22 protein-coding genes and 3 pseudogenes are annotated in these 23393 nt (G+C 67.3%); 20 read left to right on the top strand and 5 right to left on the bottom strand.

Annotated features, from left to right (window positions below):
- The first annotated feature begins 5 nt into the window (after positions 1-5).
- From ACO1BU_RS25470 to ACO1BU_RS25445, 6 genes are read left to right on the top strand one after another with little or no spacing between them, the layout of a single operon-like run.
- The gene (locus tag ACO1BU_RS25470; RefSeq protein WP_424138783.1) at positions 6-959 is read left to right on the top strand and encodes a thiamine pyrophosphate-dependent dehydrogenase E1 component subunit alpha; all 954 of its coding nucleotides are present in this window, start codon (positions 6-8) and stop codon (positions 957-959) included.
- Positions 960-962: 3 nt separating this feature from the next.
- The gene (locus ACO1BU_RS25465; protein ID WP_424138782.1) at positions 963-1937 is read left to right on the top strand and encodes an alpha-ketoacid dehydrogenase subunit beta; all 975 of its coding nucleotides are present in this window, start codon (positions 963-965) and stop codon (positions 1935-1937) included.
- A gap of 9 nt (positions 1938-1946) precedes the next feature.
- Positions 1947-2732 (top strand): enoyl-CoA hydratase/isomerase family protein, encoded by a 786-nt coding sequence (locus ACO1BU_RS25460; protein ID WP_424138781.1) that lies wholly within the window; start codon positions 1947-1949, stop codon positions 2730-2732.
- A 4-nt stretch (positions 2733-2736) separates the two neighbouring features.
- A complete protein-coding gene (locus ACO1BU_RS25455; protein ID WP_424138780.1) occupies positions 2737-3909 on the top strand; it encodes a dihydrolipoamide acetyltransferase family protein in 1173 nt (390 codons plus the stop codon).
- Positions 3910-3911: 2 nt separating this feature from the next.
- Entirely contained in the window at positions 3912-5084 is a 1173-nt protein-coding gene (locus ACO1BU_RS25450; protein ID WP_424138779.1) for an acyl-CoA dehydrogenase family protein, read from the top strand.
- Between the two features lie 14 nt (positions 5085-5098).
- Positions 5099-6607 carry an AMP-binding protein gene (locus ACO1BU_RS25445; RefSeq protein WP_424138778.1) on the top strand — a complete coding sequence of 503 codons (1509 nt, stop codon included), beginning with the start codon at positions 5099-5101 and terminating at the stop codon, positions 6605-6607.
- A gap of 3 nt (positions 6608-6610) precedes the next feature.
- Here ACO1BU_RS25445 and ACO1BU_RS25440 read toward each other — a convergent pair whose 3' ends face one another.
- Both ACO1BU_RS25440 and ACO1BU_RS25435 read right to left on the bottom strand, forming a co-directional pair.
- On the bottom strand, positions 6611-7555 hold the full coding sequence (locus ACO1BU_RS25440; protein ID WP_424138777.1) for an alpha/beta hydrolase: 945 nt from the start codon (positions 7553-7555) through the stop codon (positions 6611-6613).
- A gap of 6 nt (positions 7556-7561) precedes the next feature.
- Positions 7562-9226 carry a flavin-containing monooxygenase gene (locus ACO1BU_RS25435; protein ID WP_424138776.1) on the bottom strand — a complete coding sequence of 555 codons (1665 nt, stop codon included), beginning with the start codon at positions 9224-9226 and terminating at the stop codon, positions 7562-7564.
- Positions 9227-9362: 136 nt separating this feature from the next.
- On the opposite strand from ACO1BU_RS25435, the gene ACO1BU_RS25430 reads away from it, so the two are divergent.
- The 8 genes and pseudogenes from ACO1BU_RS25430 (at position 9363) to ACO1BU_RS25395 (ending at position 17017) form a co-directional block, all read left to right on the top strand.
- Entirely contained in the window at positions 9363-10283 is a 921-nt protein-coding gene (locus ACO1BU_RS25430) for a LysR family transcriptional regulator (RefSeq protein WP_424138775.1), read from the top strand.
- A gap of 56 nt (positions 10284-10339) precedes the next feature.
- Positions 10340-11158: an IclR family transcriptional regulator gene (locus ACO1BU_RS25425; RefSeq protein WP_424138774.1), complete on the top strand. Its 819-nt coding sequence runs from the start codon at positions 10340-10342 to the stop codon at positions 11156-11158.
- Positions 11159-11325: 167 nt separating this feature from the next.
- Complete coding sequence (locus ACO1BU_RS25420; protein WP_424138773.1) at positions 11326-12483, top strand: acyl-CoA dehydrogenase family protein; 1158 nt, start codon at positions 11326-11328, stop codon at positions 12481-12483.
- Positions 12484-12513: 30 nt separating this feature from the next.
- Complete coding sequence (locus ACO1BU_RS25415; protein ID WP_424138772.1) at positions 12514-13650, top strand: acyl-CoA dehydrogenase family protein; 1137 nt, start codon at positions 12514-12516, stop codon at positions 13648-13650.
- Positions 13647-14450 carry an enoyl-CoA hydratase/isomerase family protein gene (locus ACO1BU_RS25410; RefSeq protein WP_424138771.1) on the top strand — a complete coding sequence of 268 codons (804 nt, stop codon included), beginning with the start codon at positions 13647-13649 and terminating at the stop codon, positions 14448-14450. The genes ACO1BU_RS25415 and ACO1BU_RS25410 overlap by 4 nt, the downstream gene beginning before the upstream one ends.
- 287 nt (positions 14451-14737) lie before the next feature.
- Positions 14738-14989, top strand: a pseudogene (locus ACO1BU_RS25405) (transposase); the annotation flags it as partial.
- 74 nt (positions 14990-15063) lie between these two features.
- A pseudogene (locus tag ACO1BU_RS25400) lies at positions 15064-16009 on the top strand (IS630 family transposase).
- A gap of 213 nt (positions 16010-16222) precedes the next feature.
- Positions 16223-17017: a DUF2272 domain-containing protein gene (locus ACO1BU_RS25395; RefSeq protein ID WP_424138770.1), complete on the top strand. Its 795-nt coding sequence runs from the start codon at positions 16223-16225 to the stop codon at positions 17015-17017.
- A gap of 205 nt (positions 17018-17222) precedes the next feature.
- Here the strand turns inward: ACO1BU_RS25395 and ACO1BU_RS25390 are convergent, their stop codons facing one another.
- From ACO1BU_RS25390 to ACO1BU_RS25380, 3 genes are all read right to left on the bottom strand, one after another.
- The gene (locus ACO1BU_RS25390) at positions 17223-17471 is read right to left on the bottom strand and encodes a hypothetical protein (RefSeq protein ID WP_424138769.1); all 249 of its coding nucleotides are present in this window, start codon (positions 17469-17471) and stop codon (positions 17223-17225) included.
- Positions 17468-18592, bottom strand: coding sequence for an IS5 family transposase (locus ACO1BU_RS25385; protein WP_424138768.1), 1125 nt, complete (start codon positions 18590-18592; stop codon positions 17468-17470). Before ACO1BU_RS25385 ends, ACO1BU_RS25390 begins: the two co-directional genes overlap by 4 nt.
- A gap of 64 nt (positions 18593-18656) precedes the next feature.
- On the bottom strand, positions 18657-18998 hold the full coding sequence (locus tag ACO1BU_RS25380) for a transposase (protein ID WP_424138767.1): 342 nt from the start codon (positions 18996-18998) through the stop codon (positions 18657-18659).
- 539 nt (positions 18999-19537) lie between these two features.
- Here ACO1BU_RS25380 and ACO1BU_RS25375 point away from each other — a divergent pair.
- The 6 genes and pseudogenes from ACO1BU_RS25375 to groEL form a co-directional block, all read left to right on the top strand.
- A pseudogene (locus tag ACO1BU_RS25375) lies at positions 19538-19807 on the top strand (transposase); the annotation flags it as partial.
- A gap of 503 nt (positions 19808-20310) precedes the next feature.
- Entirely contained in the window at positions 20311-20709 is a 399-nt protein-coding gene (locus ACO1BU_RS25370) for a phasin family protein (RefSeq protein WP_424138766.1), read from the top strand.
- Positions 20710-21041: 332 nt separating this feature from the next.
- Positions 21042-21419: a DNA-binding transcriptional response regulator gene (locus ACO1BU_RS25365; RefSeq protein WP_424138765.1), complete on the top strand. Its 378-nt coding sequence runs from the start codon at positions 21042-21044 to the stop codon at positions 21417-21419.
- Positions 21420-21488: 69 nt separating this feature from the next.
- Positions 21489-21737, top strand: coding sequence for a hypothetical protein (locus ACO1BU_RS25360; RefSeq protein ID WP_424138764.1), 249 nt, complete (start codon positions 21489-21491; stop codon positions 21735-21737).
- 305 nt (positions 21738-22042) lie between these two features.
- Entirely contained in the window at positions 22043-22357 is a 315-nt protein-coding gene (gene groES, locus ACO1BU_RS25355) for a co-chaperone GroES (RefSeq protein WP_424138763.1), read from the top strand.
- Positions 22358-22409: 52 nt separating this feature from the next.
- On the top strand, positions 22410-23393 hold a 984-nt coding region (groEL, locus tag ACO1BU_RS25350), incomplete at its 3' end, for a chaperonin GroEL (RefSeq protein ID WP_424138762.1).

Below are 23393 nucleotides of genomic sequence, written 5' to 3'. Positions count from 1 at the left end.
TCGGAATGACAGACAGGGTTTCGCTGTTCAGGGTGATGTTGACCATCCGCGAGGCTGAGCTGGCGTTGGCGCGCCTCTTCGCCGATGGAGAGGTGCCGGGCTTCATTCATCTCTCCGTGGGGCAGGAGGGCGTCGCGGCGGGCGTATGCGCCGCGCTCGACGCGCAGGACAGCCTAGCCTCCACCCATCGAGGGCATGGCCATGCCATCGCGCGCGGCATCGCGCTGGACGGCTTTTTTGCGGAGGTAATGGGCAAGGCGAGCGGCATCTGCCGCGGCCGGGGCGGCTCGATGCATGTGGCCGATCTCGCCCGCGGGATGCTGGGCGCGAATGGCATCGTCGGCGCGGGCGCGCCGATCGCGCTCGGCGCGGCCCTGGCGCATCGGGTCGCGGGCGACGCGGGTGTTGCGGTCGCCTTCTTCGGGGATGGCGCCCTGGCCGAGGGTGCGATGCACGAGACGATGAATTGCGCGGCCCTCTGGCGCCTGCCCCTGCTGCTGGTCTGCGAGAACAATGGCTGGGCGGAGTTCAGCCGCACGGACACGCAGGTCGCGGCCAGGCTTTCGGCCCTGGCGGCCGCCTTCGGCATCCCGCATCGCGAGGTGGACGGCAATGACGTCTTCGCCGTCTCGGCGGCGGCGGCCGGGGCGGTGGAGGGGCTGCGGCGCGGGGAGGGGCCCTTCCTACTCGAGGCGCGCACGCGGCGCTGGCGCGGCCATTACGAGGGCGACCCGCAGCGCTATCGCGATCCGGCGGAGGCGGCGGAGGCGGCCGGGCACGATCCGATCGCCCGCGCCCGCTCCATCCTGCTGGCCGAGGGAAGGCCGGAGGCCGAGCTGGAGGCGATCGAGGCGGCGGTGCGGGAGGCCGTGCTGGCCGCCGTCGCCGCCGGACGCGCGGCGCCGGAGGCGGCGTGGGAGGATGCGCGCGACGCGGCCTATGCGGCGGCGGAGGCCTGAGCCATGGCAGAGACCCGCTATGTCCAGGCCATCAACCGCGCTTTGGCGGACGCCATGGAGGAGGATGCCGGCGTCATCCTCCTGGGCGAGGATATCGGCGCAGCCGGCGGCCCCTTCGGCGTCACGCGCGGCCTGCATGCCCGCTTCGGGGCGGAGCGCGTGCGGGACACGCCGATTGCCGAGGCGGCGCTTGTGGGCGCGGCCGTCGGCGCGGCGCTCTCCGGCCTGCGCCCGGTGGCCGAGATCATGTTCATGGATTTCGTCACCCTGGCCATGGACGCGATGGTGAACCAAGCGGCGAAGGCGCGCTTTATGTTCGGGGGCCAGCGTGGCGTGCCGATGGTGCTGCGCACGCCCCATGGCGGCGGTGTCTCGGCCGGGCCGCAGCATTCGCAATGCCTGGAGGCCTGGTTCTGCCACATCCCAGGGCTGAAGGTGGTCTGCCCCGCCACGCCGGCCGATGCCTATGGGCTGCTGCGCGCCGCCATCGCGGATCCTGATCCGGTCGTCGTGGTGGAGCACAAAGCGCTCTACTCCATGAAGGGCGAGTTGTCGGACACGCCGGAGTCCGTGCCGATCGGTCGCGCCCGGATCGCGCGGCCCGGGCGGGACGCGACCATCGCCTGCTACGGTGCCGCCGTCCATTGGGCGTTGGATGCGGCGGAGATCCTCGCGCGTGACGGCGTAGAGGCGGAGGTGCTGGATCTCCGCTCTCTCCAGCCCTGGGATGAGGCGGCGGTGCTCGAGAGCCTGTCGCGCACGCATCACCTCGTCATCGCGCATGAGGCGGTCGAAGCCTTCGGCGTGGGTGCCGAGATCGCGGCGAGCATGGCCGATGCAGGCTTTGACGAGCTGGACGGGCCGATCCTTCGCGTCGCCGCCCCCTTCACCCCGGTGCCTTTTGCCAAGCCGCTGGAGGCCGCCTGGCGCCCGGATGCGGCCCGTATCGCCGACGCTGTCCGGCGCAGCCTGACCTAGGAGCCGAGCATGGCCGAGCCCCTTATCCTGTCCGAGACCCGAGGCGCCGTGGCGCTGCTGACGATCAATCGGCCCGCCGCGCTGAACGCGCTGGACCTGGCCACGCTGGATGCCTTCGAAGCCGAGTTCATGGCCGCCGAGGCGGATCCATCGGTGCATGTCATCGTCATCACCGGCGCGGGCGAGAAGGCCTTCGTGGCCGGCGGCGACATCCGCGACCTGGAGAGCCGCCAGGGCCTGCCGCATTACCTGGAGTTGGGCGAGGCGCTACACCGCGCGTTTAACCGCGTGGAGCGCTGCGACAAGCCGACCATCGCCGCGGTGAACGGCTTCGCGCTTGGCGGCGGCACTGAGCTGCTGCTCTGCACGGATATCCGCCTTCTGGCGGAGACGGCCCGGCTGGGCCTGCCGGAGATCAATCTCGGCCTCTTCCCCGGCGCCGGCGGCAGCCAGCGCCTGATGCGGCAGGTCGCGCCCTGCCGCGCGCGGGAGTTGATGTTCACCGGCGACCAGATCACCGCCGCGGAGGCGGTGACGCTGGGCCTGGCAAACCGGGCCGTGCCCAGGGCCGAGCTGCTGAAGGAGGCGATGGCGCTGGCCGAGCGTGTCGCCGCCAAATCCCCGCTGGTGCTGAAGCTGCTGAAGCGCACGCTGCGCGATGGTGCGGAGATGCCGCTGCCGCAGGCTCTGGCGCATGAGCAGGCCATGATCGGCCTCGTGCTCGACAGCGCCGACGCCCATGAGGGCTGCCGCGCCTTCGCCGAGAAGCGCCCGGCGAGCTTCCGTGGGCGCTGACGCCATGTCGACCCTCTCCGACATCCTCATGCCCAAACTCGGCCTGACCATGACGGAAGGGCTGCTGGCCGAATGGCGCGTGAAGCCCGGCGACGGCGTGCGGAAGGGCGATGTTCTCTTCGTAGTCGAGACCGACAAGATCGCAACCGAGATCGAGGCCACGGGCAGCGGCGAGATCCGTGAGAGGCTGGTGGGCGAGGGCGAGACGGTGCCCGTCGGCACGACCGTGGCACGCTGGACGGGAGGAGGCCAGGAGGCAGGTGCGGGGGAATGCGAGGCGGCGGCCCCCGAGCCGCCTCGGTCAGCTGTCTCTGTCCCGCGCATCCTGGCCACGCCCTTGGCCCGTCGCATGGCGCGTGGGGCCGGGCTGGAGCTGGCGACGGTGCGCGGCACCGGGCCGCGCAACCGCATCAAGGCTGCCGACGTGGCCAAGGCACTTGCCACCCCGCCGGCCGTTCCTGCACCTGCACCTGCAGGCCGTGCCGTGCCGCTCGACCGCGTGCGCCTGACATCCGCGCGCCGTCTTGCGCAGGCCAAGCGGGACATCCCGCATTTCTATGTCGGCGCGGCCGCCGAAATCTCGCGCCTGATGGTTCTGCGCGATGAGCTGAATGCCCATCCGGGCGCGGCGCGGCTGACCGTCACCCACGCCATCGTCGCCGCCACCGGCCGGGCCCTGCTCGAGGAGCCCGCGCTGAACCGGGTCTGGGCCGAGGATGCCTGGCTCCAGCTTTCCAGCCCGGATGTCGGGGTGGCCATCGACACGCCGCGCGGCCTCTTCGCCCCCGTGCTGGCGGAGGCCGGGTGCTGCCCGCTGGATGTCGTCGCCGCGCGGATGGGGGCGCTGGTGGAGCGGGCGCGGGATGGAAGGCTTGCGCGTGACGAGATGAGCGGTGGCGCCATCACCGTCTCGAATGTGGGCATGCATGGCGCGCGCTTTCTCGTCCCCATCGTCAATCCCGGCCAGTCCATGATCCTCGGCGTCGGTGCGACGGAGGAGCTGTTCCGCCCCGATGCGGAAGGGCGCCCCGCGCTCCGGCGGGAGCTGACCCTGGTTCTGGCGGCCGATCATCGCGTGGTGGATGGGGCCGCCGCGGCAGGCTTCCTCGCCCGCATCGTGGCCTGTCTCGAGCAACCGCTCCGCCTTCTGCGAACCCCTATCGAGGGAACGAACTGATCATGGATTTCCAGCTTTCGGACGAGCAGCGGATGCTGGTGGAAACCGCGCGCAAGGTGGGCGAGCGCTTCGGCCCCGAATACTGGCGCGACCTGGATGCGCGGAAGGCCTATCCCGCGGAGGCGTGGAAGGCGATCTGCGAGGCCGGGCTCTGCGGCATCGCGTTGCCGGAGGAGCATGGGGGATCCGGCCTCGGCATGCTCGAGATGGCGCTGGCGATTGAGGCGCTGACCGCCGCGGGCGCCGGGGCGACGCTCGCGCAGATGTTTATGCTCAACCCGATCTTCGGCGGCGTCAGCATCGCGCTCTGCGGCACGGAGGAGCAGAGGCGCGAGCTGCTGCCCCGCTTGGCCAGTGGCGACATCACCTTCTGCATGGCATTGACCGAGCCCGACGCCGGCACGAACAGCCTGGAGATCCGCAGCTTCGCCCGGCGGGACGGCAATGGCTGGCGTCTTTCCGGCCGGAAAGTTTGGATCACCGCCGTGCCGCAGGCAAGGAAGATGCTCGTCGTTGCGCGCACCAGGAAGGTCGAGGAGGTGCGGCGCAAGACAGAGGGCATCTCCCTTTTCCTGATCGATGTGGAGCGGGAAGGACTGTCGCACACCCCCATCGACAAGCTCGGCACCAACACCCTGCCGTCCTCCTCGGTCTTCTTCGACGACGTGCGCGTCCATGCGGACGAGCTGCTGGGCGAGGAGCACCAGGGCTGGGCTGGGCTGCTGGAAGTGCTGAACACCGAACGCATCGTGACCACGGCGGGGCTGACCGGCACGGTCGATCTCGCCCTGCGTCTGGCCGTGAACTACGGCGCCGAGCGCAAGGTCTTCGGCGGGCGGCCGATTGGCAGCTATCAGGGCATCCAGTTCCCGCTCGCCCAGGCACATGCGACCTCCGAATGCGCTCGGCTGATGAACCACAAGGCCGCCGTGCTCTGCGACCTCGGCCAGCCCTATGGCGCCGAGGCTAACCGGGCGAAGTTGCTGGCCGCCCAGGCGGCGGCGCAGGCGACGGAGCGTGCCATGCAGACCATGGGCGGCATGGGCTATGCCAAGGAGTTCCATGCGGAGCGCCTGTGGCGCGATGCGCGCCTGTTCCGCTTTGCCCCGGTTTCCGAGGAGATGGTGCTGAACTTCATCGCCCAGCACGACCTGGGCATGCCGCGCAGCTACTAAAGGAGGGCTCCGCCATGCAGAACCTCTCCGCGTTCGTCGGTTTCCACGCGCGACGTACGCCGGATGCGCTGGCGATCCTCTATCGGGGCCAGCGCATCACCTATGCCGCGCTGGAGGAGCGCACCGGCCGGCTCGCGGGGCTGCTCGCCGCCCGCGGAATCGGCGTCGGCGACGTGGTCGCGGCCTTCATGAAGAACTCCATCGCCTTCGTGGAGTTAGCGATCGCGGTCAGCCGCCTCGGTGCCGTCTTTCTGCCCGTTAATTTCCGTCTGGCGGCTGATGAGGTCGCCTATATCGTGGCGAATGCGGAGGTCCGCTTCTTGGTGGCGGATGAGGAATTCCTGCCAGTCGTTTCGGGCCTTCCCTCGGTGCTGCTGCTGGACCAGGAGGCTCAATCTGACCCCTCGCGCCTTGCGCCGCCCGGCCCACTGCCGCTGCCGGTGCGGCGGACGGAGGAGGATCTGTTCCGCCTGATGTACACCTCCGGCACCACTGACCGGCCGAAGGGGGTGATGCACAGCTACGGCAACTTCTACTGGAAATGCATGGAGCATGTGGTGGCGCTCGGCCTGTCGGCGCAGGACCGGCTGCTCGTGACCGGCCCGCTCTACCATGTGGGTGCGTTCGACCTGCCGGGCATGGCCGTCCTCTGGGTAGGGGGTTCGCTCTGTATCCTCCGTGATTTTGATGCGGCGGCGGTGGTCCGCGCGATCGCCGGGGAGCGGCTGACCGGTGCCTGGCTCGCCCCCGTCATGCTGTCGCGCACGCTAGAGTACGGGAATCCCGAGGGGTTAGATCTGTCCTCCCTGCGCTGGGTGATCGGTGGCGGCGAGCGGACGCCGGAGAGCCGCATCCGCGCCTTCCGCAACCTCTTTCCTTCGGGCCGCTACGTGGATGCCTATGGCTTGACCGAGACCTGCTCCGGCGACACGATGATGGAGGCAGGCTTCGAGATCGCGAAGATCGGTTCCACCGGCCGTGCGACACCACATGTGGAGATCACTATTCGCGACGATGCCGGTCATGTCCTGCCGGCGGGGCAGGAGGGCGAGGTGTGCCTGCGCGGCCCCAAAGTGTTCAAGGGGTACTGGAAGGATCCCCAGAAGACGGCGGCGAGCTTCCATCCGGAAGGTTGGTTCCGGAGCGGCGATGTCGGCTATCTCGATGCCGATGGCTTCCTCTTCCTGACCGACCGGAGGAAGGACCTTATCATCTCCGGCGGGGAGAACATCGCCAGCTCCGAGATCGAGCGCGTGGTCTATGCCCTGCCCGAGGTGAACGAGGTGGCCGTGATCGGCCTGCCCGATCCGCAATGGGGCGAAAAGCCCGTGGCCGTTGTCGTCCTGCGCGAGGACGCGGCGCTAGACCTGCCAACGCTGCAGCGCCATTGCCGCGGCCACTTGGCCGGCTTCAAGGTGCCGCGCGACCTAGTGGTGATGGAAGCGCTGCCCCGGAACCCCTCGGGCAAGGTGCTCAAGCGCGTTCTGCGTGAGGAACTGGCGGTCAGGTCGCCTTCCGGATAGGCATCAGCGCCAGGCATCCCGCAGCATCGCCGCCACGAAATTCAGCAGCGCCGCCGCCGGCCCGATTGCCTTGTCCATGGTCAGCACGGCATGGGGCAGGTCTGACACGTGCAACGCTGTCACGCGCACCCCCTCCCGCTTCAGCCGCTCGGCATAGAGCCGCCCCTCGCGGGCTAGGGGATCATGCCCGCAGGTCAGCACCAGCGCCGGCGGCGTGTCGCGCAGGCTGGGCGCCCGGAGCGGGGAGGCTCGCCAGTCGGACCGCATGGCGGGATCGGGCAGGTAGTGGCCGATGAAGTAGTGCATCGTCTCGGCTGTCAGGACCATGCCGGGGGTGCGCGGGCCATATCCGCCCTCCACCACGTCCAGGTCCACCGCCGGGTAGAGCAGGGCCTGGAAGATGCTAGGCGGGGCCATGCCGTCCCGCCCCATCAGCGCCAGCACGGCCGCGAGATTGCCCCCGGCGCTGTCGCCCCCCAGGGCGATGCGCGCCGGATCGATGCCGAGCGCCCCAGCCTCCCGCGCCAGCCAGCGCAGTGCGGCCAGGGCGTCGTCCACCGCAGCGGGAAAGGGGTGCTCCGGCGCCAGCCGGTAATCGACGGAAAGCACGCATCCGCCGCTCTCCCGCGCCAGCCGGCGGCAGACCCAGTCATGCGTCTCCAGGCTGCCCAGAACCCAGCCGCCGCCATGCAGGAAGAGGAGGCAGGGCATGAGCGCGCCCGGTGCCGCTGCCGCAGGGCGGTAGAGGCGGACCGGCACGCGGAATTCGCCGTCCCTGGCCTCCATCTCCCGGATTCCCGCCATGGGATCGGGCTCGGATTGCAGCGCCCGCCCGCGCGCCGCATGGGCCAGCCGCGCCTCGGCGGGCGGCAGGCTTTCATAGGTCGGGCTGCCGGCCGCCCGGATCTGGTCCAGCAGCCGCAGTGCGTCGGGGTGGACTGCCTGCATCGGGTGCTAGCCCGCCATGGCGCCTTGGTCCGTCTCCTGTCCGGCACGCTCGGGGGCGCTCAGGACGAAGCCTTCATAGCCCTTGGCGGTGACCTGCTCGCAAATCGCGGCATAGTTCGCCATGCCCCCGGCATAGGGCATGAAGACCCGCGGCTTCCCCGGCACGTTGGCTCCCAGATACCAGGAGCTGTTGGCCTGCGGCAGCAGTGTCGCATTCGCCGCGTCATTGGCATGCGCGACCCAGCGCTCCACCGCCGCCGGATCGGCCTCGATGCGGGTCAGCCCCTGGTCCCGCATGTCCCGGATGCAGCGCGTGATCCAGTCCACATGCTGCTCGATGGCAACCGGCATGTTGGTCAGCACCGAGGGGCTGCCGGGGCCTGTGATGGTGAACATGTTGGGAAAGCCCGCGACCTGCAGGCCAAGATAGGTGCGCGGTCCCGCGGCCCAGGATTCCTTGAGCGTGAGCCCGTCCTGCCCGCGGATGTCGATGGACAGCAGCGGGCCGGTCATGGCGTCGAAGCCGGTGGCGAAGACGATCATGTCCAGCTCGTACTCGGCATCCTGCGTGCGGATGCCGGCCGGCGTGATCTCGACGATAGGCGAAGCCTTGATGTCAACCAGCGACACGTTGTCCCGGTTGAAGGTCTCGAAATAGTTGCTGTCGATCGGTGGGCGCTTGGTGGCGAAGGGATGGTCCTTCGGCGTCAGCTTCTCCGCCGTGACCGGATCCTTGACGATGCTGCGGATCTTCGCGCGGATGAAATCCGATGCGGTGTCATTTGCCGCCTTGTTGACCAGCAGGTCCCGGAAGGCCGCGCGGAAGCGCAGCCCGCCGCGCTCCCAGGCCGCCTCGTAGCGGGCCAGCCGCTCCTCCGGCGGCACCTCCAGCGCGGATTCCGGCGCTACCAAGAAGGGGTGCCCGTTCTGGGACTTGCGCCCCAGTTCGCGGATGGCGGCGTAATCCGCCTTGATCGCGCGCTGCTCTTCCTCCGGCACGGGGCCGTTCCGCGCGGGGATGCTGTAATTGGCGGTGCGCTGGAACACTGTGAGATGGGCTGCCTGCTCCGCGATGACCGGCGTGGCCTGGATGCCCGTGGAACCTGTGCCGATCAGTCCGACGCGCTTGCCCGTGAAGTCCACGGGCTCATGCGGCCAGCGTCCGGTGTGGTACCATTCGCCCTGGAAGCTCTCCAGGCCCGGGATCTTCGGGATATTGGCCGAGGAGAGGCAGCCCACCGCGGTGATGAGAAAGCGCGCGGACAGGCGCTGCCCGTCCTCGGTTTCGACATGCCAGAGATTGGCGGCGTCGTCGAAGGCGGCGCGGGCGACGCGCGTGTCGAATCGGATGTCCCGGCGCAGGTCGAACTTGTTGGCGACGAAATTCAGGTAGCGGCGGATCTCCCCATGCTCGGGATAGCGCTCGCTCCAGCCCCATTCCTGCTGCAACTCGTCGGAGAAGGAAAAGGAGTAGTAGTAGCTCTCGGAATCGCAGCGCGCGCCGGGATAGCGGTTCCAGTACCAGGTGCCGCCGACGCCGCTGCCCGCCTCGAGCACCCGCACGCGCATGCCGAGTTTGTCCCGAAGCGTATGGAGCTGGTAGAGCCCCGCAAACCCTGCCCCGATCACCAGGGCGTCGAGCTGTTCCGAGGCGGCCTGCAGCTTGGGCATCCGTGTCGCTCCCATTCATTCATTCTTGCCCGGCCCCGTGGGGCCGGGCGCTTGCGGGCACGCTACGGTCTTGCCCACGGCCCGGCAATTTCCAATGGTGACAAGCTGAGGTGAACGCCTTTCACAGGGGGGACAGGTGGACCGTCTGAGGGACATGCAGGTTTTCGTGCGGGCGGTCGAGGACGGCGGCTTCTCCGCGGCCGGGCGCTCGCTGTCCCTCTCGCCCTCCGCCATCAGCAAGGCCATCGCGCGGCTGGAGAACCGGCTGGGCGTGGCCCTGTTCAACCGCTCCCTGCGGAGCCTGGCCCTGACGCCGGAAGGCGAGGCCTTCTACCCCGCCGCTCGCCAGGCGATCGCGGCGGCGGAGGAGGCGGAGGCGCTGTCCCTCGCCAGCCTGCGCGTGCGGGACGTGCTGCGCATCCGCTCCGTGCCGACCTTCGCCATCCACTGCCTCGCGCCGCTCGTGCCTGCCTTCCGCGGGCAGCATCCGGCGCTGCGGCTCGAATTCATGCTCGGCAACGAGCCCGGAAACCTGCTGGAGGGCGGGGTGGACGTGGCTATCTCCATCGGCGAGCTGCCGGACTCCTCGCTCGTCGCCAGGCCGGTGATGGAGATGCGCTGGGTAATCTGCGCCGCGCCTTCCTATCTGGCGGCACACGGCACACCTTCCAGCCCTTCCGACCTGTCGGAGCACGAGTGCCTGAACTTCAACAAGCGGATGCCCTGGAGCACCTGGACCTTCCGGGACTTCGACCGCTCCGTCCATCGCATCCGGGCGGATGGCAGCGTCACCGCCAATCAGGGCGAGATGCTCATGGCCCTCGCCCGCGCCGGGACAGGCATCGCCCGGCTGGCCGACTTCCAGGTCCGGCAGGACCTGATCAGCGGCCGCCTGATCCGGCTCTTCCCGGAGCATGAGCGCCATATGGCGGACACGGTCCATGCCGTATACCAGAGCCGGCGCCACCTCGCGCAGCGTGTACGGGTTTTCTTGGACTTCCTCGAAGCGTCCTTCGCCCGGCAGGAGGGAACACCGAATCCGCCCGGCGGCGATTGACAGCGCGCTAGGGGTTTCTATTCTCGCAGGAGAATAGATGTAAGGCTTCGATGAGGATGGACGAGGCCGTTCCCGGCAAGCTGGTTGGCGCGGTGGTCAGTGGCTTCAAGGTCGTGCGGCACCTGGCGCGTGCCAGGGCGCCGCTGGGCGTGAACCAGGTGGCGCGGGAAACCGACCTGAACCCGAGTACCTGCTTCAATATTCTGAGGACGCTGGTTCACGAGCGGATCGTGACCTTCGACCCTGTCCGCAAGACCTATGCAATCGGCCTGGGATTCGTGGAGATCGCGAAGGGCTCGCTAGAGAAGGCCAGCTTCGCTCGCCTCGCCCGGCCGCATCTGGACACGCTCGCCGCCCGCTTCAGCGTGACGATGACCCTCTGGCAGCGGACCGGGGAGGATCGGATGGTGCTGGTGGAGCGGGCCGACAACGACGCGGCGATCCGCGTGCACATGAATCTCGGCCAGCGCCTGCCCATGCTGATCGGCGCCTTCGGCCGCTGCATGGCGGCGCACGACCGGCGACCCGAGGCGGAACTCCGCAAGGTCTTCGCCACGCTGCGCTGGCAGGACCCGCCCTCCTTCGAGGTCTGGCTGGAGGAGGTCAGCGCGGCGCGAAGTTCCGGCTATGCCATTGACGCCGACCGCTATGTGCGCGGTGTGACCACCGTCGCCGCCCCGGTCTTCGGTGACGGGGGCAGGCCCGTCATGGCGGTCAGCGCAATCGGCTTTAGCGGGCAGTTCTCGCCCGTCAGCCTCGCCGGGCTCGCTGCGGGGGTGAGGGATTGCGCGGCGGCCCTGAGCGTGGCGATCGCCGGCGAGATCGCCCAGGAGACTGAGCCCTCGCGGCGTCGCGCGCCTAACTTCCCGGGCTGACCCGGGAATCCAGCGCAGATCCGCCTCCTTCCCTACCGGACCATCCGGGCGGGGTGTTCCATGCCGATATGTTTGACAGGCCAAGACAGCCCTCATAGCCTCTTCTAGCGAGAATAAAATTCCGCATCAAGAATACCGAAGGACACGGTAAGGAGGGAGCGGAGCCCATGAGCGAAGCTTCGCGCAGACGGCCAGGCAACTCGATTATCGCGGCGGAGTTCCGCGGGCTCTGCGCTACCTTCGCCCGGAAGGAGATCGTACCGCGCTGGAAGGCCGCGGACCGCGACCGTGCCTTCCCACGCGATTTCTACCACGCCGCGGCCGCGGCCGGGCTGATCGGCGTGGCCTCGCCCGAGACGGTCGGCGGCGCCGATCTCGGGGCCACGGAGGAGGCCATCCTCCTGGAGGAGACGGCGAAAGCGAATCCGAATCTGGCCGTCGCTCTGCTGGTGCAGGAGATCGCGGGCGGACTCCTCGCCGAATTCGGCCGTGGTGAGCAACTGGACATGGCCCGCGCAAATATCGCCGGAGATTGCCTGCTCGCCATCGCGGTGACGGAGCCCGAGGCGGGCAACGACGTGCAGAACATCCGCACCCAGGCCACCCGGCGGGGTGGCGATTGGGTGCTGTCGGGGATGAAGTCCTTCATCACCCTTGGCGGCGAGGCCGATGTGCTGGTGCTGCTCGCCCAGACCGATCCCGCGCAGGGGCGGCGTGGCATGCGCTTCTTCGCTGTGGACCGCGCGAGCGCCGGCCTGCACGCGTTACAGATCGGCACCTATGTGAACCGGCCGGCGCCGACCTATCGCATCACACTGCAGGATGTGCGCGTTCCCGCGAGCCGCATGATCGATGCGGGCTTCCGCGAGATCATGGCCGGCTTCAACCGCGAGCGGATCATGGTGGCCGCGCGCTGGCTCGGCCATATGCAGACGGCCCTGGCCTGGGCGGTGGAATATGCGCGCACGCGCATGCAATTCGGGCGCCCGATCGGTGCCAACCAGTCCATCGCCTTCAGCCTCGCCCAAGCCCATGCGGAGATCGAGGCGGTGCGGCAGCTGACCTATCACGCCGCCTCGCGCTGGGATTCCGGCGCGCCGTTGGAGGACATCATTCTCGACGTCTCCTCGGCCAAGCTGCTCGCCACCCAGGCGGTGACGCGCGTCACGCAGACTGCGCTGCATGTTGGCGGCGGCTGGGGCCTGACAGACGAGTTGCCGGTCATGGGCATGGCCATGGACGCGCTGGTGGCGCCGGTGACGGTGGGAAGCTGGGAGATCCAGCTCCGCGCCATCGCCCGGCAGATGGGGCTGCCCTGCGACTGACGCCTTCCCCTTTCACGGATCGAGGAACTCATGGATTTCTCCTTCACCCCGGAACAGGAAGCGCTGCGGGACACGGTGCGCCGCTTCGCCGAGACCGAGATGGCTCCCCTCGTCCGTGCGGCGGAGGAGGAGGAGCGCTTCCCGAAGGAGCTGTTCCGGCGCTTCGGTGAGCTGGGGCTGATCGGCGTGCGCTACCCGGCCGAGGATGGCGGGGCGGGCTTCGACAAGGTGTCCGACTGCATCCTGCGCGAGGAGATGTCGCGGGTCTGTCAGTCTTTCTCCTCCTCCTGGTCCGGCCACAGCCATCTGGCGATTTGGCCCATCTGGAAGGCGGGCACGCCCGAGCAAAAGGCGCGCTTCTTCCAGCCGGCTCTGCAGGGCGAGAGGATCGCGGGCTTCGCTCTGTCGGAGCCCGATGGCGGATCGGATATTCGCGCCATGCGGACGCGCGCCGAGAAGGTTCCGGGCGGATGGCGTCTCAAGGGCTCCAAGCTCTACATCACCAATGCCCCAATCGCCGGTTTCCTCACCCTCGCGGCTCGCACGGCGCCGGAGTTGACGCCCGATGCCGTCAGCCTCTTCCTCGTCGAGTTGCCCAACCCGGGCATCGAGGTCAGCCGGCTCAAGAAGGAGGGTATTCGTGCGTCGGATACCGGGCTGGTGCATATCGAAGATGCCTTCGTGCCGGACGAGGCTCTGCTAGGAGGGCGGACCGGCACCTATCCGGTGATCCTGGCAAGCCTCTCGGAAAACCGCGTCGGCGTGGCGGCCAATGCCCTCGGTATGGCGCAGGGCGCCTTCGAAGCGGCGCTCGACTATGCCCGCAACCGCCAGGTGCGCGGGCGACCAATCGGCCAGTTCCAGGCCATTGCGCACAAGCTGGCGGACATGGCTGCGGAGATCGAGGCGGCGCGCTGGCTCGTCTATTACGGCGCCTGGCGCGTGGACCAGGGCACGCTTGACGCGGCCACTGCGGCCAAGGTGAAGCTCGTCGCCTCCGAATGCGCCGTGCGTGTGTCGGAGGCCGCCATCCGCATCCATGGAGGCGCCGGGATCATGCGGGAATACCCTGTTGGCCGCATCCATCGCGACGCGCTGGTCTATGTCATCGGGGAGGGCACCTCGGAGATCCAGCGCAACCTGATCGCGCGGTCGTTGAAGCTTTGACGGCCGGCCGCATCGCCGAGTGCGAGGCGAATGGCGTCCTTCGGATGACGATCGAACGGCCAGAGAAGGTGAACGCGCTGACCGCCGCGATGATGGATGACCTCGCGGCGCGGCTGCACCGGACCGCGGAGCGGAACGACCTGCATCTCGCGGTGATCGGGGGCGCCGGCCCCAAAGGCTTCTCCGCCGGGGCCGATATACGGGAATTCGCCGCGGGCCCCGATGCGCTGCGGCGACAGCTTGATGCCCTGACCGGGCTGATGCTGGCGATGCGCGCCTGCGCCGTTCCGGTCGCCGTGCTCGCGCATGGCCGCTGCTTTGGCGCGGGCGGTATGATCCTTGCGCAGGCGGATCTGGTCCTGGCGGCCGAGGACCTCCGCCTGGGCTTTCCGGAAATCGCCTTCGGCCTCTATCCGGGCGTGGTCCATGCTGTGCTGCGGGAGCGGCTTCCCGAGGCGGTGGCGGCACAGCTCTGCCTCGGCGGCCGCCTCCTTTCGGCCGGGGAAGCCCAGGGGCTGGGGCTGGCGACGGAGATCCTGCCCGCCACGGATTTCGGCGCGGAGGCGGAGTGTCGCCTAGCCTATTACGCCGCCCGCTCGGCCGCGCTGCGCACCGCCCGCGGCATGCGCCCGGTGGGAGGGTTAGAGGCCGGGTTGCGGGAGGCAGGGCTCGCGCTTCTTGCCAACTATGCCGATCCGCACGCTCGGGCCCTGCTGCACGGCTTCCTTTTGGGGACATCTCGCGCTGCTGGACCTCATCCTCCTGCACGCGCCATTTCGTCTTCGGCAGTTTGTAACTGACAAGGCTTCGTCGCCAGTACAGCGCCGGGGTCATGGCGGCGCTCGCGCCGGGGGGCTCAGATAGCCGGTCGCATCGGTGCGCCACACTCGGGACCCTGTCTCACTCCAGCAGCGCTCAGAACCCAGGGCTGACGAACGCGGCACTCCGGGCTTTGCTGTAGCGGCTGAGTGAACTCTGGTTCTCCCGCATTGGTGCTGTCGCAGGTGTGGTGGGAAATTGGGGGACGTAGCCTCCGGCTTGTTCAACGAGCCATAACCGGCGTCGGCGCGCCGGCGGAGACCACGCCATGGACAAGGATAGCAGCAAGGGGCCTGGGGAGCAGGCGCTGTTTGCCGGAGAGGCTTGGTTCGACCCGATCGAAGCGGGGCTGAGGGGCCGGATCCGCTGCCTGATCGAGAAGCTGGCGGAGCAGGAGCTCGAGGCAGCGCTGGGGCGCGGACGCTATGAGCGAGCTTGCGGGGCAGTTGGACATAGGCATGGCCACCGCAGCCGGCAGCTGACCGGCTCGTTTGGGCCGGTTGAGTTAGAGCGTTTTCCGGCCTGACTGAATCGTTTGTGATCCACGGGGTTGGCGGGAGGTGATTCAGTGTTCCTCACGAGGAGGTCGGGGGCATGTCGAAGGCGCTGTCAGTGGATCTGCGGGAGCGGGCGGTGGCATCGATCACGGCCGGTGCGTCTTGCCGGTCGGCGGCGGCCCGCTTCGGGGTGAGCGCTTCGAGCGCGATCCGTTGGGCCGCGCTGGCGCGGGAGGCGGGCTCGGTCGCACCAGGGCCGCTTGGTGGGGATCGTCGGACAGCACGGATCGAGGCGCATGCCCGGCTGATCCTGCGCTTGGTCGAGAGGACGTCCGACATCACCCTCAAGGAGATCCGGGCCGAGTTGGCCAAGGCGGGCGTGTCGGCCGGGATCGGCACGCTGTGGCGCTTCTTCGACCGGCGCCGGATAACGTGGAAAAAAAGTCAGCCCATGCCGCGGAGCAGGACCGGCCCGTCGTCCTGAGGCGTCGCTGGGCATGGTTCGAGGGCCAGCTCGACCTTGATCCCGCCCGGCTGGTCTTCATCGACGAGACCTGGGCCTCGACAAACATGGCCCGCACCCGTGAACGAGCGCCGCGGGGCGAACGCCTGCGGGCTGGCATCCCGCACGGGCACTGGAAGACCACCACCTTCGTCCCGGATTGCGCAACACCGGCATCGTCGCGCCGATGGTGCTGGACGGTCCCATCAACGGCCGGGCCTTCCAGGCCTATGTCGACCAGGTCCTCGTGCCTGAACTGAGGCCCGGCGACGTCGTCATCATGGACAACCTGGGTAGCCACAAGGGTGCGGGCGTCAGGGCTTCCATCGAGACTGCAGGCGCGAGCCTGCTCTATCTCCCGCCCTACAGTCCCGACTTCAATCCGATCGAGAACGCCTTCTCCAAGCTGAAGGCGCTGCTCCGCAAAGCCGCCGAGCGCACCCTCGACGGCCTCTGGGACACTATCGGTCAGCTCATCTCAACCTTCACACCAGTCGAGTGCACCAACTTCTTCGCCGCGGCTAGCTACGACCCAGACTGATGGGAGACTCTCTGGGAATAGGCTTTTGCCACGACAAAGCAATCTTTATCGCTGGATTCTAACATCGTAAGTCTGACATCGTCTGGGGAACCGAAGAAAGAGAAAGACATGTGGCGTCTCAGAATGGCTTTCGCGGCGGCCACCGCGATGCTGGCGGTAGGGTGCGCACCCTCGGATCCCTTCCCTTATGGTCCCGAAACGCGCCAAAGGGTGATGAGCAACGCTTCGATCGAGTGGCAGCGGTGGGGATCCCCGACCTTTGACCCGAACAAAAATCTCGTGAGCCGAACCGGGGCAAGTCCGGTGCTGACCGAATCCGACCCTAGGGCTTTCTCGAACGTGCTCGCCTACTGGTCCATTTTCAGCGACAAGTCGGATTACATCGGGCGACAGAGAGAAGTCCTCGACGGAGGACGGCGGGGGAACGAGATCTGTACTCAGGCGGAAAAAGACAGCGGGGACGCCGACCTCCATCTTTGGGGCTGCGTCCCGTGGTCTGCCGCCTTTATCTCCTACATCATGCAAACGGGCGGCATAGACCAGCGGGAATTCTCGCGAGGATCGGCGCACGTAAGCTACGTCAACTTTCTTCTTCGTGAGGGCCAGCGCGAGCCGATCTTTAACGCTCACGAAGCCAACGACTATACTCCTCAGGTGGGCGATCTGATCTGCGCTGACCGTACTGCTTCGCCGATTACCACCCTGGCCCAGCATAGGAGCGGCGGCCGCAACGCAGCCACGAAGACGCATTGCGACTTGGTGATGAACGTGAGCTATGTCCCGGGACGGTCCGACAACGCAGTCTACGTCATCGGCGGCAACGTGGAAAACACGGTCGCCTGCAGCATCGTTCCTTTGAACAGCGACGGAAGGCTGGTCCGCACGCCCAAGCGATCCTGGTTCGTGATCTTCCAAAACCGGATCCCGCAACTCCCTTCGGCGGCACCCACATCCAATGTCAGGGGATGCGGCACCGCCACCGGAGCCCTAGTCGCCAGCCTGCCCTAGCGGCTTCCTGAACTCAGAGACCTCTAGAAAGAGGATGCGTCGTCGAAGACATATCCGCTCGTTGAAACATAGTGCTGAAGCGTTTGCAGTGAGCCAAGGCGAACGGAAAACGTTCTAGCAGGCTGCTGAAGAAGTCGGACGGATGGCTTTGAGGGTGGCTTCGTCGCCGTCCTGGTATTCGATCTCGATCTGAAGGGAGCCGTCGTCAAGGAGTTCGGCGTAGCCCGAACCCTGGACCTCGTCCCCTTTCGGAGCCCTCCCAGGTGAAGTCGATGTTGTCGAGGCCGTAGCCGATGCGGAGACTGGCCTGCATGGCCCCGAAAGTGATCTCGCCCGATCCGTCGGCCTGGACTGTGAGACTGGCTGGTCCGACGAGGTCGAGGTAGTCCCTGTCCCACAGGTCGGCTTGGATGATGCACCAGTGCCCCAGGAGTGGGTTGTTCTTCTCCTTCACGGAACTGGCTTTGCCAGGAGGCCAGGCAGCCGGACGAGGTTGTAGGCAGCCACCGCGAGAGTGAAGGTGCAGGCAACGCGGTGGAGGCCGCGGTGTCGGGTCTGACGCAGACCCGCACCCTGTTTGATCCACCCGAAAACTTCTTCGATGCGCTTTCGGATGACTTGGCTGATGCCATAGGCCGGGTGGCGCGTGGTGCGACCGTCGATGGCCAAGCGCCGTCGCTTGCCGGTCTTGGTGATGTGGTCGTTGCGGGCGATGTGCGGCGTGACGCGAAGTGCCCGCAGCTCTTCCACGTGCTCGCGGACATCGTAGTTCTTGTCGGCCCCGAGAGTGATCCGCCGCCGCATCGTCCGGCGTAGCCGCCCGACCAGACCAAGGGCCGCATCGCGTTCGGCGGTGCCGCTGGCCCGCGTCAGGCAGGCCAGGCGGACCAGGCCGGAGCGATTTTCCATCAACACGTGCCCGGCATAGGCCAGCAGACTGGACTGCCCGTCCGACTTGCGGGCGAGCCGTGCATCGGGATCAGTGGTGCTGGCATGGGTCTCGTTGCTGCGCCGCTCGCCGCGCCAGTCGGCCTCCGCGTTGCGCCCGTTGCCCATGGGCGGGTCCCGCCCATCGCTGGCTCTCTCCGTCTTGGGCCGGAAGGACTTCTGACTGGCCCAGGCCTGGATCAGGGTGCCATCCACCGAGAAGTGCTCGTCCGACATCAGCGCTTTGACCCTGGGCTGGGCCACCACGGCCGCGAGGAAGGCGTGCGCGACATCTCCCGCGAGCAGGCGGTCGCGGTTCTTGGAGAAGGTCGAAGCGTCCCAGACCGGGGCATCCATCGACAGCCCCACGAACCAGCGGAACAGCAGGTTGTAGTCCAGCTGCTCCATCAGCTGCCTCTCCGAGCGCACGGAGTAGAAAGCCTGCAGCAGCAAGGCCCGTAAGAGCTTCTCCGGCGCGATCGAGGGGCGACCCACCCGCGCGTACAGCCCTTCAAACTCGCCCGACAGCGCCTCCAGTGCCTCGTCCACCACCGCCCGGATCAGCCGGAGCGGGTGGCCCGCCGGAATGCGCGCCTCGCAACTAACGTAACTGAACAGCCCCTCCGTCTGCTCGTCCGCACCCCGCATGACAGGCCGCCCCCCTCCAGCAAGCCCGAGTGAATCACGACCAGCACCACATCGCGAGTGTTTTTCAGCAGCCTGCTAGGTCCTTCTGCCGCCGCGAGAGCGTGCTGTAGCGCGGTACCCGCCAGTCCAGGCCCGCCAGACGGATCAGGCCTCCCACCATGCCCTGGGCTGCGCGTAGGGGCGGCTGGTACAGCACCTTCAGCGTCAGCGCCGTTTGGATTGCCGCATCCGTGAAGACCTGCGGCCGGCCACGCCTGCCTGTTCCTTTCCCGGCGTGCCAGTCCAGATCGGGCGAGATCCAGACCGCCAGGTCGCCGCGCGCGACCAGAGCCATGTCGTACTCACGCCAGTTCCGCATCCGGTACCGCCGCCGCGGCCGGCCAGACCCTGTCGCTTCCTCGACCATGGCGCCTCTCCCGGCGTTTTATGCAACAACGCCATGCAGGAGTGCCGACACTCATCGCAGTGAAAGGCGCCCGGCCATTGTTGACCAGGCGCCCTTCGCGAGCGGTCCAAGCGAGTTGCAGCGCAGAAGGACCGCCCCTTCAGGCCTTCACCATTGATGAAGGCGCTGGCTCACGATCCGATGGGGCTTGGCGGCAGCTTCGGAATACTTCCGCGATGCATGGTGACCCTGACGCTAAGGTGAGCCGCAATGAGAGCGACCAGGGCGAGCAAGGAGATCAGTTCGAGCATAGGCAGCATCCTTCTGCTGATCCTCCCTAAGCCTGAGCTAGACTGTGGATGCTGCGCCGCAACAAAACAAGCGAATGCAGTCCGCTTTGTACGGTATCTCGCATACGTGAGAAGTGGCAGCTTAGCTGCCCCATACTGGCCAATTAGTTCGGCTTAACTGTCTGGTCGCGGCACATTGTTGGAGTCTGGTCGGGCTGGCCATCGTAGACTACGCGTACCGCTTCAAGCGCCTGAGGCGCGCCGTGCAGCTACCAGTCCGGCGAGGAGGACTACAAAGGCCATATCTCCCGCTGTGGCGACAAGCTGCTGCGCACCTACCTGTACGAGGCGGCGGGCATCATCCTCCACCGTGCTTCGCGCTGGTCAGCGCTGAAGGCCTGGGGCACGCGGCTGGCCAAGAGGATTGGGACCAAGAAGGCCACCGTTGCCGTAGCTCGGAAGCTCTCGGTCATCCTGCATCGCATACTGCGCGACCGAAGCGAGTTCCGCTGGTCGGCCAAGGAGGCAGCCGCAGCATGAACTGAGCCTGGAGAAGGCACGAGATCCGCTGGCAGCGGCGGAAGGGTGTCCCTGTCGGGACGGGGTCCGGCACTGCGTGCGCGTTGTTGCGGCCCTAACCCTACTGGAGCACGACACCGCGTACCTGACATCACGAGTCCGGGGCTTCCGACACCATCATGCGGCGGCTCACGCCGACCGCGGAGAGAACCATGACCCGACAGGACCACCCATCAACGCTTCGCGGTGAGCAACGGAGGGCTTGACCCCCGAACCGGCCATAAGAGAACAACGCCTCCCAATGTCCTTCTACTGGCGCTCCGGTTCCAGCAGCGAAGGCGGTAGCTTCCTGCGGACGACAAAGTGCCGCACGGCGACGGATTGCCCGAGGGAGATCGCATCGAATGCTGCACTGCACAATTTTCTTGCAAACGCTGGGTCGCTGCGCCTAGACACCTTCATGTTGCGTTGCAGCAAGGTGAGCGTCAGCTCTCCAGCGGCGCAGGCAGATGGAGGAACCAACCATGTTCATGCAGAGCGGCCTGCCCCAGACGAACGACATGATTGCCAGCATTTCGAAGGCCGCCACCGAACTCAACTGCGCTAATCTTGAGGCCGCCGCCCGCTCGGCGCAGCTCTGGACGGCGGGAATGCAGGACATCGGCCAGCGCTACCTCGTGACGTACCAGAGCATGGCCGAGGGCTTCGTCGCTGGCGCCAAGGCGATGACCTTCGCGAAGTCCGCGAAGGAGGCCGCTGCGATCCAGAGCTCCTACTTCAAGACGGCCCAGGAACTGGTTACCGGCCAGGCCGTCCAGATTGGAGCGGCCACCGCCCAGCTGTTCAAGCAGGCGTCCGCGCCGATGGCCGACCAAGCCGCTGCCGCTTCAGCGATGATGGCGCTCCGCAAGCTCGCCGCCTGACGTCCACGACGCGGCCAGCCGGAGGATCCGTCCAGCGGCTGGGCGACGCCGGGCCGTGATCGCCCGGGCCATTGAGGCGGAGGCCGCCCCGCGTGCCGTTGCGGCGGCACCTGCGCGGACGGCAGCTGCTCCGCACCGACGTCGATCCTGATTGCCTTTTCTGCCCGCCTGCCTTCCGTTGGTGATGCACCGGCGCCGTTCCATGCAGCCGCGAGGCCTCTGATATCTCTCACCGAAAAGGCCGCGGTTCCGCAGGCTGACAAGCCGTCCCTTCTCTCGCGTTCAATTCCGCGGCTTCCGTGTCTTCTCTGGAGGCCCGGAGGGAGTTAAGCATGAGTGTTATCGTCCTCATCGAAGATGGCTTGCCCATCACGGATCGCCTGGTCACCACCTTCGCTGCGGCGGGCATCGACGTGCTGAAGGCCGACTGCCCCGGCAGCGCCGTCGCCCTCGCCAATTCGACCCCCGCCTGCACGGCAATCGTCTCCGACAAGGATCTGAGCGTCAGCGCCGATGGCGGGGATGCCGCGGGGCAGGTGCTGCGGTCCGCAGCCGACCTGCCGCTCATCCTCATCGACGGCGGCTACGAGCACCGGCACAGGCGGGAAGCGGCGAGATGGAGGCGCTCAATTGCCAAGCCATTTGACCCAGGGCAGCTTGTGCAGGCCCTCCGCGAACTGGCAAGCGCGGTGGAGCAGCCCCGCTCGTGAGGCACAGCCAAGCGCTGGCTCGGTGAGAACCTGCCAGCCGTCGGTGTCCACTTTACGCTGCACCTCGACATGTTCACCGGGCCGATCGCCGTGCTCCAGCCGCTGCTGGCGGGGTTCTGTCAGCTCTCTGGCCCGAGCTGCCGTCACACGCCGGCTGATGCTGTCGGCCTAGGTTGCGGCGAGAATGGCGCGGGCAGTTGCCGCTCCGCGGAGGTGAAGCACGCGACGGCAGTTGGCGGAGACATGCTGATTGTAACGGACGTGAGGGCGGAGGTGGCTGCGGAGTTCGTCGTTATTGCGATTGAACGGGTCAGCTGAGGTGAAGCTCTTGAACCCGCGCATAGATGGTCCTGTCAGGGCTTGCGCCATCTGAGCCTGCTTGGCCGGCCCGGGGTGCTGCGAGTAGCTTCGGAAGACCATCGTCACATTGGGAACTGTAGCCGGAACCAGCTGGCGCACCCTGATCGGAACAGATCTACACCGACCTTGTAAGTACGTCTTGGCCGCGCCATCTCGCTAGCACTCCCTCGCGCAGAGTGCCAAGAGCCAGATGCGTCTGGCCGGCCCTCTCCGACCAGGCAAGCAGGCCAGCTCGGTGCTGGTTCTCAGAAAGCATCCGTCCGATGAAATTCCGCCCTCTTCACGACCGTGTCGTCGTTCGCCGCATCGAGGCTGAGGCAAAGACGTCCGGCGGCATCATCATCCCGGACACCGCCAAGGAGAAGCCGCAGGAGGGCGAGGTCGTGGCTGTCGGTCCCGGCGCCCGTGACGAGCAAGGCCAGATCGTCACGCTGAACGTGAAGGCCGGCGACCGCATCCTGTTTGGCAAATGGTCCGGAACCGAGGTGCGCCTTGATGGCGAGGACATCCTGATCATGAAGGAGTCCGACATCATGGGCATCGTCGAGACCTCCGCCGTGACGGCCAAGGCCGCCTGACCGCTCTCCCGGACACGCCTAACCGTTCCACCAGATCAGGATCCCCTGCACCATGGCAGCCAAGGACGTTCGCTTCGGCGAAGACGCACGCAAGCGGATGCTTCGCGGCGTGGATACCCTCTCCGACGCCGTGAAGGTCACGCTGGGCCCGAAGGGCCGCAACGTCGTGCTCGACAAGAGCTTCGGCGCGCCTCGGATCACCAAGGACGGCGTGACCGTCGCCAAGGAGATCGAGCTGGCCGACAAGTTCGAGAACATGGGCGCCCAGATGGTGCGGGAAGTGGCCTCGAAGACCAATGACATCGCGGGAGACGGTACCACCACGGCGATCGTGCTGGCCCAGGCCATCGTGCGTGAGGGAATGAGGGCGGTCGCCGCCGGAATGAACCCGATGGACCTGCGGCGGGGCGTGGACACGGCCGTACTGGCCATCAGCGTGGAGCTGGCCGCGCGCAGCAAGGCCATCAGCACCGAGGCCGAGACAGCTCAGGTCGGGACGATCTCCGCCAATGGCGAGACCGAGATCGGCGCGATGATCGCCCGGGCGATGGAGAAGGTCGGCAACGAGGGCGTCATCACGGTCGAGGAAGCCAAGAGCATCCAGACCGAGCTCGACGTCGTCGAGGGCATGCAGTTCGACCGTGGATACATGTCCCCGTATTTCATCACGAATGCGGAGAAGATGATCGCCGAGCTCGAGAACCCCTACGTCCTGATCCACGAGAAGAAGCTCTCCCAGCTGCAGCCGATGCTGCCGCTGCTGGAAGCCGTCGTGCAGTCCGGCCGTCCGCTGGTGATCGTGGCCGAGGACGTCGAGGGCGAGGCCCTGGCCACGCTCGTCGTCAACAAGCTGCGTGGCGGCCTGAAGATCGCGGCCGTGAAGGCCCCGGGCTTCGGCGATCGTCGCAAGGCGATGCTCGAGGACATCGCCATCCTGACGGGTGGTGAGGTGATCTCCGAGGATCTCGGCATCAAGCTCGAGAGCGTGACGCTGAACCAGCTCGGCCGGGCCAAGATGATCCGGATCGAGAAGGAG

This window comes from Roseomonas chloroacetimidivorans (assembly GCF_049629625.1).
Classification (GTDB): domain Bacteria; phylum Pseudomonadota; class Alphaproteobacteria; order Acetobacterales; family Acetobacteraceae; genus Roseomonas; species Roseomonas chloroacetimidivorans.
Note: the sequence above shows the minus strand (reverse complement) of the source record. Positions and strands in the feature narration are given on the sequence as shown.

Coding starts and splice junctions, on each gene's coding strand:
- ACO1BU_RS25435 (WP_424138776.1), bottom strand. CDS start 9,226: ATGCCCAAGCTGCAGGCCGCCTCGGAACAGCTCGACGCCCTGGTGATC.
- ACO1BU_RS25450 (WP_424138779.1), top strand. CDS start 3,912: ATGGATTTCCAGCTTTCGGACGAGCAGCGGATGCTGGTGGAAACCGCG.
- ACO1BU_RS25395 (WP_424138770.1), top strand. CDS start 16,223: ATGAGCAACGCTTCGATCGAGTGGCAGCGGTGGGGATCCCCGACCTTT.
- ACO1BU_RS25455 (WP_424138780.1), top strand. CDS start 2,737: ATGTCGACCCTCTCCGACATCCTCATGCCCAAACTCGGCCTGACCATG.
- ACO1BU_RS25465 (WP_424138782.1), top strand. CDS start 963: ATGGCAGAGACCCGCTATGTCCAGGCCATCAACCGCGCTTTGGCGGAC.
- ACO1BU_RS25365 (WP_424138765.1), top strand. CDS start 21,042: ATGAGTGTTATCGTCCTCATCGAAGATGGCTTGCCCATCACGGATCGC.
- ACO1BU_RS25420 (WP_424138773.1), top strand. CDS start 11,326: ATGAGCGAAGCTTCGCGCAGACGGCCAGGCAACTCGATTATCGCGGCG.
- ACO1BU_RS25385 (WP_424138768.1), bottom strand. CDS start 18,592: ATGCGGGGTGCGGACGAGCAGACGGAGGGGCTGTTCAGTTACGTTAGT.
- ACO1BU_RS25470 (WP_424138783.1), top strand. CDS start 6: ATGACAGACAGGGTTTCGCTGTTCAGGGTGATGTTGACCATCCGCGAG.
- ACO1BU_RS25445 (WP_424138778.1), top strand. CDS start 5,099: ATGCAGAACCTCTCCGCGTTCGTCGGTTTCCACGCGCGACGTACGCCG.
- ACO1BU_RS25415 (WP_424138772.1), top strand. CDS start 12,514: ATGGATTTCTCCTTCACCCCGGAACAGGAAGCGCTGCGGGACACGGTG.
- ACO1BU_RS25370 (WP_424138766.1), top strand. CDS start 20,311: ATGTTCATGCAGAGCGGCCTGCCCCAGACGAACGACATGATTGCCAGC.
- ACO1BU_RS25360 (WP_424138764.1), top strand. CDS start 21,489: ATGTTCACCGGGCCGATCGCCGTGCTCCAGCCGCTGCTGGCGGGGTTC.
- ACO1BU_RS25425 (WP_424138774.1), top strand. CDS start 10,340: ATGGACGAGGCCGTTCCCGGCAAGCTGGTTGGCGCGGTGGTCAGTGGC.
- groES (WP_424138763.1), top strand. CDS start 22,043: ATGAAATTCCGCCCTCTTCACGACCGTGTCGTCGTTCGCCGCATCGAG.
- ACO1BU_RS25440 (WP_424138777.1), bottom strand. CDS start 7,555: ATGCAGGCAGTCCACCCCGACGCACTGCGGCTGCTGGACCAGATCCGG.
- ACO1BU_RS25380 (WP_424138767.1), bottom strand. CDS start 18,998: ATGGTCGAGGAAGCGACAGGGTCTGGCCGGCCGCGGCGGCGGTACCGG.
- ACO1BU_RS25460 (WP_424138781.1), top strand. CDS start 1,947: ATGGCCGAGCCCCTTATCCTGTCCGAGACCCGAGGCGCCGTGGCGCTG.